The organism is Terrabacter sp. 2TAF16, assembly GCF_052115065.1.
Classification (GTDB): Bacteria; Actinomycetota; Actinomycetes; order Actinomycetales; family Dermatophilaceae; genus Terrabacter.
The window spans coordinates 215,905-223,754 of record NZ_JBFRFZ010000009.1; the positions used below are offsets into that span (position 1 = coordinate 215,905).

General features: G+C 67.4%; 6 protein-coding genes and 3 tRNA genes. 5 read left to right on the top strand and 4 right to left on the bottom strand.

Going from position 1 to position 7,850, the window contains the following annotated elements; all coding sequences use genetic code 11:
* The first annotated feature begins 96 nt into the window (after window positions 1-96).
* From AB4Z14_RS15680 to AB4Z14_RS15695, 4 genes are all read left to right on the top strand, one after another.
* Window positions 97-1,308, top strand: a complete 1,212-nt coding sequence (locus AB4Z14_RS15680; protein WP_442276003.1) for a YihY/virulence factor BrkB family protein — start codon at window positions 97-99, stop codon at window positions 1,306-1,308.
* Between the two features lie 102 nt (window positions 1,309-1,410).
* Window positions 1,411-1,483 (top strand) — tRNA-Gly (locus AB4Z14_RS15685).
* A 28-nt stretch (window positions 1,484-1,511) separates the two neighbouring features.
* A tRNA-Cys gene (locus AB4Z14_RS15690) sits at window positions 1,512-1,582 on the top strand.
* Between the two features lie 34 nt (window positions 1,583-1,616).
* A tRNA-Val gene (locus tag AB4Z14_RS15695) sits at window positions 1,617-1,691 on the top strand.
* Window positions 1,692-2,493: 802 nt separating this feature from the next.
* On the opposite strand, the gene AB4Z14_RS15700 is transcribed toward AB4Z14_RS15695, so the two are convergent.
* Window positions 2,494-2,721: a hypothetical protein gene (locus tag AB4Z14_RS15700; RefSeq protein ID WP_442275993.1), complete on the bottom strand. Its 228-nt coding sequence runs from the start codon at window positions 2,719-2,721 to the stop codon at window positions 2,494-2,496.
* A gap of 371 nt (window positions 2,722-3,092) precedes the next feature.
* On the bottom strand, window positions 3,093-3,800 hold the full coding sequence (locus tag AB4Z14_RS15705; protein WP_442275994.1) for a CPBP family intramembrane glutamic endopeptidase: 708 nt from the start codon (window positions 3,798-3,800) through the stop codon (window positions 3,093-3,095).
* Between the two features lie 493 nt (window positions 3,801-4,293).
* On the opposite strand from AB4Z14_RS15705, the gene AB4Z14_RS15710 reads away from it, so the two are divergent.
* The gene (locus tag AB4Z14_RS15710) at window positions 4,294-4,548 is read left to right on the top strand and encodes a Smr/MutS family protein (RefSeq protein ID WP_442275995.1); all 255 of its coding nucleotides are present in this window, start codon (window positions 4,294-4,296) and stop codon (window positions 4,546-4,548) included.
* 298 nt (window positions 4,549-4,846) lie between these two features.
* On the opposite strand, the gene AB4Z14_RS15715 is transcribed toward AB4Z14_RS15710, so the two are convergent.
* Window positions 4,847-5,296 (bottom strand): VOC family protein, encoded by a 450-nt coding sequence (locus AB4Z14_RS15715; RefSeq protein ID WP_442275996.1) that lies wholly within the window; start codon window positions 5,294-5,296, stop codon window positions 4,847-4,849.
* 451 nt (window positions 5,297-5,747) lie between these two features.
* Entirely contained in the window at window positions 5,748-7,520 is a 1,773-nt protein-coding gene (locus AB4Z14_RS15720) for a hypothetical protein (protein ID WP_442275997.1), read from the bottom strand.
* Window positions 7,521-7,850 lie beyond the last annotated feature (330 nt).

The window sequence follows — 7,850 nt, forward strand, 5'->3', positions numbered from 1 at the left end:
CCGGCGCGAGCCGCCGGGCGCGTGTCGCGCCGGTCACGCGTGCGACGCGTGGTCGCTGCGCCGTTAGCCTCGGAGACGATGAGCGTGCGGACGAGGATGCGGGCAGTGCTGGAGCGAGTGCCGTTGGGCGTCCCGCTCGCGCGACTGACCCTGGAGACGATCCGGGTGTGCCTGCGCTACCGCGTCACCGGGCTCGCGGCGGAGGGCGCCTTCTTCATGCTGCTCAGCCTGCCGCCGCTCGTCCTCGGGCTCTTCGGTGGCCTCGGCTTCGTCGGCGGCTGGATCGGTGCCGACACGATCAACAGTGTCGTGTCGGCCATCGAGGTCTACGCCTCGCGCTTCCTGTCCGAGTCGAGCATCAACGAGCTGCTCCTGCCGACCATCAACGACGTGCTCAAGGGTGGGCGCGTCGACATCATCTCGGTCGGCTTCATCCTCTCGCTGTGGTCGGGGTCGCGGGCCCTCAACGTCTTCGTCGACACCGTCTCGATCATGTACGGGCAGAAGGACGCTCGCGGCATCGTGCACATGCGCGCCTTCAGCCTGCTGCTCTACACGCTCGGCATCCTCGCCGCCATCCTCGTGCTGCCCCTCATGTTGCTCGGGCCGGGGCTGCTCGCCTCGTGGCTGCCGGACGCGGCGGCGACCGTGACCAAGGCGCTCTACTGGCCGACGCTCATCGTCTTCAGCGTGCTGCTGCTCGCGTCGATGTACCACGTGTCGACGCCTCGACGGAGCCCGTGGCGGCGCAACGTGCCCGGCGCCCTGCTCGCCATGGCGATCTGGGTCGGCGCCTCGTACGTCGTCCGGATCTCGGTCGAGGCGTCGATGGGCGGATCGTCGATCTACGGGCCGCTGAGCACGCCCATCGTGCTGCTCATCTGGCTGTACGCGCTGGCCGTGGCGATCCTCATCGGCGCGGGCCTCAACGCTGCGGTCCGCGTCCTGTGGCCCGTCGACCTGCATGAGGGTGCGGACGTCCGGCTGGTCAACTGGGCGATGGAGGGCGCGGGAGGGCTGATCTCTCGCCCGGACCCGGAGGCGGGTGGCGATGGACCGACGGCGGATGCCGACCCTCCCGCGACGTTCGACGGCGTCGACGTGCCGGCCGACGACGTCGGAGCGCACGGGCGCCGAGGACGTGACCAGCAGTACGTGAGCAGCGACCACGGACCCATCAAGACGGCCATCCAGCGCGGCGTGGGGGAGGGGGCGAGGGACGCCGTCGGCACGGCGACCGGGGCCGCCGCTCAGGGCTCGGACGAGGCTCCGGATCAGGCCTCCGATCAGGCCGCGAGACGAGGCTGAGGTGCTGGCATCGTGCCGACGACGGCCGGTTTTGTATCTCGTGGATCGATCGGCTAATGTCTACCAAGCACCGAGCGGGGAAGTTACACCGCTGGTGTTCCCGCGGACGTAGCTCAGTTGGTAGAGCGCAACCTTGCCAAGGTTGAGGTCGCCGGTTCGAGCCCGGTCGTCCGCTCGGAGGCAAAGATCCACTTGCCTTCCACGGTGGAGTGGCCGAGAGGCGAGGCAGCGGCCTGCAAAGCCGCGTACACGGGTTCAAATCCCGTCTCCACCTCGGTGAGACACCACGCAGTACCAGCAACACCCAAGGGCGATTGGCGCAGCGGTAGCGCGCTTCCTTGACACGGAAGAGGTCACTGGTTCAAACCCAGTATCGCCCACCAGCACGAAGCAGCCCCTGACCAGCGGAAACGGCGGTCAGGGGCTGTCGTGTTGTGTGGGTTCGGGCGGGCAGATCTCGGACTGAGTGACTGAGTGAGTGACCATCGATCCAGATCGTGGCCTCGGCGATGCGAGCCGTCGGTCACGGCTCCTGGCCGATGATGCGGTCCATGGTCTCGGAGCCCTCTGTGATGACCGGTCGGAGCTGCTTGCGATAGACCGCCTCCGTGACCACTGTGTCGCGATGGCCGAGGAGGCGGGTGATCTCCTCGATGGAGACACCCGCGGCTGACGCGACGGCTCACGAAACTGTGTCGGAGCTCGCGTGGGGTCCAAGCGGCAGCCTCCAGACCGGCACATTCGGCGACGGTCCGAAAAGCCCGCCGGACGTGGCCGGGGTTAGGGGAGCGCCGGTGCGTGTGCAGAAGACCAGGTCCAGGTCGATCCAGCTGGTGCGGGCGAGCTCTCGCTGATGTGCTTGTGCGCGCAAATGCGCCTCGAGCGCCACGACGCACCGCGAGGGAAGTCGGAGCGTCCTCCGAGACAGCTTCGTCTTGGTGTCGCCGTGCGCACGCACCGACCGCCAGAGCTGGACCGTCGGTGGGACTGGGGGAGTGGCATCCGGCACCCCCGTGAGGTCGACGTGGCTCCATGTCAGTGCGCGGAGCTCTTCGGTGTGCGCGCCGGTGAGGAGCGACACGCAGACGTACGTGTTCAAGTCGGACGTCTCGGCGCGGCCAAGAGCGCCGCTGCCTGAGCGAGGGTGAGTGCCTTCGACGGCCGGCCCGGCCGTCCTGAGGGCACCTAGCAGAGCAGGATGACCTTGCGCTTGACCCTGTCCCGCGCCATCTGGCGATCGATGGATCGTCTCAGGATCGACATCAGCTTGCTGAGGGTCGAGGAGCTCGCGGTCTTGGCTTCGTGGGCGAGCCAGACGTCGACATCGTCGGCTGTTAGCCCCCGCAAGCGGCGGCGCCCCAGTCCGGGGATGATCCGCCGCTCGATCAGCGCCTGACTCTCGAGCAGGGCCACATAGCGCTCGAGCGCCTGCCGTGACGTAGCAGCGTCGCCCCTGATGCACGACCTCGCGCCGGCCAGCCCGAATCTGCTCGTAGATCACGGAGCGGCTCATGCTGAGTAGTGCCATGGCCTGCGGATCGCGTAGAGGGCCCGCTCCGCAGGAATCGTCATCTCGTCCTCCTGCGGTCCTTGCAGCCCGAACGGCCGTGTGGGGTCACGATGGTCGCCCCAATGACAAGGGACCTCGGACGGTGCGGCGCAAGAGTGGTCGCTGCCGGGGTGAGGTGCGCGTCGCTGCACGGGCGGCGGAAGGACACGGCCGCTTCGCGGCGGAAGGGCACGGTTGTCTAGCCGCTTGGTCGGCCATGAGGTGAACCATGCGGTCAATGAAGAACGAGCGCGAGTGACGCCGCCACGATGAGCACCGACTGCAGACTGTGCACGATGATGGCCAGCCAGGCACTGGTGTACCGGCGGGCCGGATAGGCCAGCGCCAGACTGTCCAGCAGGATCTTGGGGATGGCCCACGGCATGTGCAGGTGATAGGCCGCGAACAGGACCCCGTTGGCCAGCCAGTCGGCGCGGCCGAAGACGCCGTGCATCCTGGGCAGCAGGAGCCCGCGGAAGAGCAGCTCCTCTCCGAGGATCGTGTTGAAGACGGCCATCACAACGATCGCCGCGAACCACGGCCAGTTCCCCGACAGGAAGTCGTGCCCCTCCGAGGACCGGAGGAGAACCCCGAGGTCTCGACCGGCCGGGACCGGCAGCGAGGGGAGGAGCTGCTCGATGCCGACGACGAGAATCGCCGGGACCAGCACCCACCACAGCTGTCCACCAATGCGGCCGGTGCCCGGGCTACGTGGCGGACGCAACCACAGTGCGTCCTTGACGGCGCCCCAGTGAAGGGGACCGATCTCGCGTCGCAGCAGGACCAGGACCACGACGCCTTGCCACATCAGGCCCACCGTCAGACATGCCAGCAGTGCTTTCGGCCAAGCGGCAGGACCACTCAGCCGATCCGCCAACGCCGGGGTGACCAGCCAAGCCAGCACCGCCATCGGCAGTGCCGCCAACGCCCACACGCCCAGCACCTGGCGCAGGCTGTACTGAGGTGGCGCGGCCCTCGCTGCTGACGGGGACCTACCGTCAGGCGGGACGGCCATGCGCTTCAACGTTCGGTCGACATCGTGCATGTTCCGCAGAATGCGCCTCCCCGCCACCGCTCCACATCCGGCATGACCCTGACGTCGATCCCGAACCAACCCTGAGCTGCCACCCAGTCGCCCGTAAACCCGAGCTCCCGGGGCTCGGGGTTCATCCGGCCTTCGCGCGAGGGGCGCACACCACCCCAGATGCGGACCCGGTCCGCCACCTTGACCGACTTCGCTGCAGCCAGCGCTATCCCTTGGGCCCACCGCGGCGGTCGACTGGCGGTGGTGTGACGCACGTCGACGGCCGGGCCGCAGACCCGGCGGGGAATGGGCTCAACGATGCCGGTGCTGCATACGGGCTTCACGGCTGGGGAACGAAGAGAGAGGCGCCGTGCACCTGGCGCTGTCCGTGCGGGGGCTGGAGGATCGTGTTGTGAAGCTCAAGCTCGACTTGCACGACATCTACAACAGGGGCGATGAGATCGAGCGAGCGCTCCGATCGGTCATCGACGAGGCGATCGAGAAGAAGGCGCCCCTGGTTGAGATCATCCCGGGGAAGGGCTCGGGTCAGCTCAAGAAGCGGGTGCTGCGCTTCCTGGACCGCAAGGACATCAAGGGCCTTTACCACCGGGTCGAAAAGGACTCCGACAACTTCGGCCGCGTCTTCGTCCACTTCAGGTGGAAGTAGGTACCCGCCCTGCTGCGGGCCAGCCGCAGAGCTCGAGACAGTGGATCGAGGCGTACCCCAGCAGTATCTCGACACGATCGGAGACTCCCCGCTCGCAGTGGGACGCTACGCGTCGTTCTTGTCGACCCGCGCCGCCGCGTCGGACGTCAGAAGGACGACGTTGCCATCGGGATCGTCGACCAGGGCTGCGTACGGGCCGAGGTCTGCGGGGGTGGCATGCGGCTGGGATGGCCGGCGGCGAAGAGCCCGCTGGCCGCCGGGGGTACGACACGGCATACGCAAGGATCACCACACGCCGCTACTGGGAAACCGGGCGCGGGGATACGGTCTGACCGCCCCACTTCTCGGGCACGACGTCGTCGATCGTCTGGTTGAGGACCCACTGGTGCCCGAACGGGTCATCGATCGTGGCCTGCCGCTCGCCGTACTCCCAGTCGTGCGGTGGGTCGACGAGGACGGCGCCTCGAGCCGTCGCCGTCTCGACCACGCGCGCGACGTCGTCGACCTTGAGCATGACCTGGTGAGAACGCCCACTCTGGGGCGTCCGCCGCCCGGGCCGAACCTCGGCCACCACGAGCTCGGCCGGCGGCCCGTCCGGCAGCCCGAGCTGTGAGCGGTGCCCTTGGCCGATGCGGACGTGTTCGACGAACCCGAAGACATCGGCGTACCACCCCACCGCCGCGCGAACGTCGGCCACGGTCAGAACGGGTGTCACCCGCGCATGCGGCGCCGACCGGTTCGTGAGCATCCAGCAACAGTAGATCGGTACGGTCACGTGCGCTCACACCGGTGCCCGTCGGGTCGTCCGGCAGGCGACGGTGTGACGCTGCAAGCGGACTGACGGCGGAGACAGTTGAAACGACACAGAGGATGCGCGGACATCGCGTCACTGATGGGCGAACTGTGGAGACCGCATACCGGATCCGTGGTGACTGTCTGACTGGTGAGCGGACCGGAGAACGATTCATCGTCTTCGCGGCTGATCTCGCTCGGAGCGGCGCGGCGAAGCGGACGCGGCGGAGTGCGCAGCGTCCCCGACTCAGGGCTGAAGTCGGAGGCTTGACGGGTCGACCCCGCCCTTGGACAGCGCCCGGAACCGCGGGTCAAGAGCCTTGACCCGCGGTTCCTCCGTTCCTGTAGGTCTTCCCAGGAGCGCCCCGTCACGGACGGCGGGCACCCGAGGGCGGCCACCGGATCGTCTACGGGATGCGTATCGGTGCCACGTAGATGTCCTGGTCGTTCGCGATCGGTGCGTTCGGCGCCGAACCGGTGCAGACGGTCGGAGGCGTCGTCGGGGTCCCTGTGCCGGGGCAGAGGAACTCGTCGACGGTCCGGGTGTCAGCCCAGAGCGGGTATGCCGTGCTGCGGGTCACGGCGACGCCCGCGTAGTCGCCGATGAACACCCCTCCGAACTGGGTCGGTGGGGGCATGGACGACGAGGTCACCCGTCGGTGCGCGAAGCCGACCCGGTCGTGGGATGCGGACAACGTGATGTCCGAGTAGCCGGTGAAGTTGTCGGAACCGTACGAGCGGTCGTAGTAGCTCGCGACGAGAACCCCACGAGGGGTGAATGCCGCACCCTGCCAGAACTGGTCGGTTCTGTTCTGCCGCCTGGCGTCGGTGACGACCGGCAGCAGGCGCGGGTCGATGGATCCCCCGGAGAAGTGGGCTCCACGATCCGTGGAGGTGCTGTAGACGATGTCGTTGTTGCACCCGCCGGCTTTGACGCCGATGTAGGTGTTGATGCCGTCGGCGGCGAATCCGTCAGGGGTGCAGCCTCGGGACTCGTTCGAGCTGCGGTTGATGTACGAGCCGAAGGTCACGACGACCCGGTGGGAGTCGGTCGGGTCCACGCCGCCGATCGGGTAGTTGCTCGCCCGGAAGATCGAGTTGTGGCTCGCGCCCTTCTCGACGACGCAGGACCGGCCTGGGTCCGAACCGGCGCCCTGGTAGGTGTCGCAGTCGGGCAGCTCGTAGTAGTCGGACACCTTCACGGGCGCCGTGAAGCTCGCGCCACCGTCCGTCGACCTGGCCAGCAGCACCTGGCTGCGGTTGTCGGCACCGGTCACGACGTTGTTGAAGTTGTTGTAGACGACGTACAAGGTGCCGTCAGGTCCAGTGAACGGCTGCGAGTCCTGGTTCTCGTTGCAGTTGCCACGAGGGGTGGGTATACCGAAGGTGTTGCCGCAATGGCTGCTGTTGCTGCTGACGAGCACCGGAGCCGAGAACGACTCGCCGTAGTCCTTGGAGTAGGCCTCGTAGATATAGCCGGTGCCGTCTGCGGCGAACGTGGTCCACGTGACATACACCCTGTCGGCGAACCGGCTTCTCGCGTGGTTGTCCACGGTCAGAAGCTGCTTGTCGAGGAGGAAGTCTCCGGCGCCGGCGGTGTCGTCGTGCGTCGCCACGGATCGGCCGGTGAAGTTGAACGATGCGCCTCCGGTGCCCGTGGAGCGGAAGACGTAGAAGGCACTCGACTGGTCCGGGTTGGGCGACACCGGGATGCCCCGGTTGAACGCCTGGCAGGACAAGTACACGTTGCCCTTGGTATCCCACGCGACACTGGTGTCTCCGCCTGCCTGCCAGTACTCCCTGGCACTGCCGACGAAGTCTCCGCGGACGAAGCCGTTGGGTGTCGTGCTGTCAGCCCAGGTGCGTCCGGCGTTGTTGGAGTAGGAGACTCCGCAGGTTCCGTCCCCCCGGCGGTAGTCGTTGTAGCTGGCCACGATCCGGGACGAGTCGTTGGGGTCGACGGCGATCCAGGTCTCATTCTGGGCCTGGCCGCGCCCGGACAGATCGGCGTCGGTGAGGTTCAGGCAGTTGGCGTTGACCTTGATGTTCGAGCCGCGCGTGGCCTTGCAGCCGTTCGGTCCCGACTGCTGGGGCACTCTGGGGGTGGCGCGCACGGGCGCGGCGCCGCGCGAGCGCGCCGCAGTGCTGACATCGAGCTCCGAGGACAGCAGGCCAGACACATGCCTCTTCTGGACGGAGTTGAGACTCTGGAATCCAAAGGGTTGGGCGGAGCTGACGGTCGGCCCCAAGGTCAGCAGCGAACCTGCTGCCACGGCCACGGCACCAACTGTCGCTAGCCATCGGTTCTTGTTCATGGCGTACCTCTGATCGGTGAGAAAAAGGAATCGCCGGCGCGCCAGATGTCGACGCCGCTCGAAAACGAGGCCGTTCCGACGGTCGAAAACGAGGCCACCGGTTTGTCGGTTCTAGTCTGCCGGGTCTTGGGTTCTGATGCTGGGCAGGGTGTCGATTCCTCGGTTGCGTAGCCGGTAGCTGGCGCCCTTTAGGGT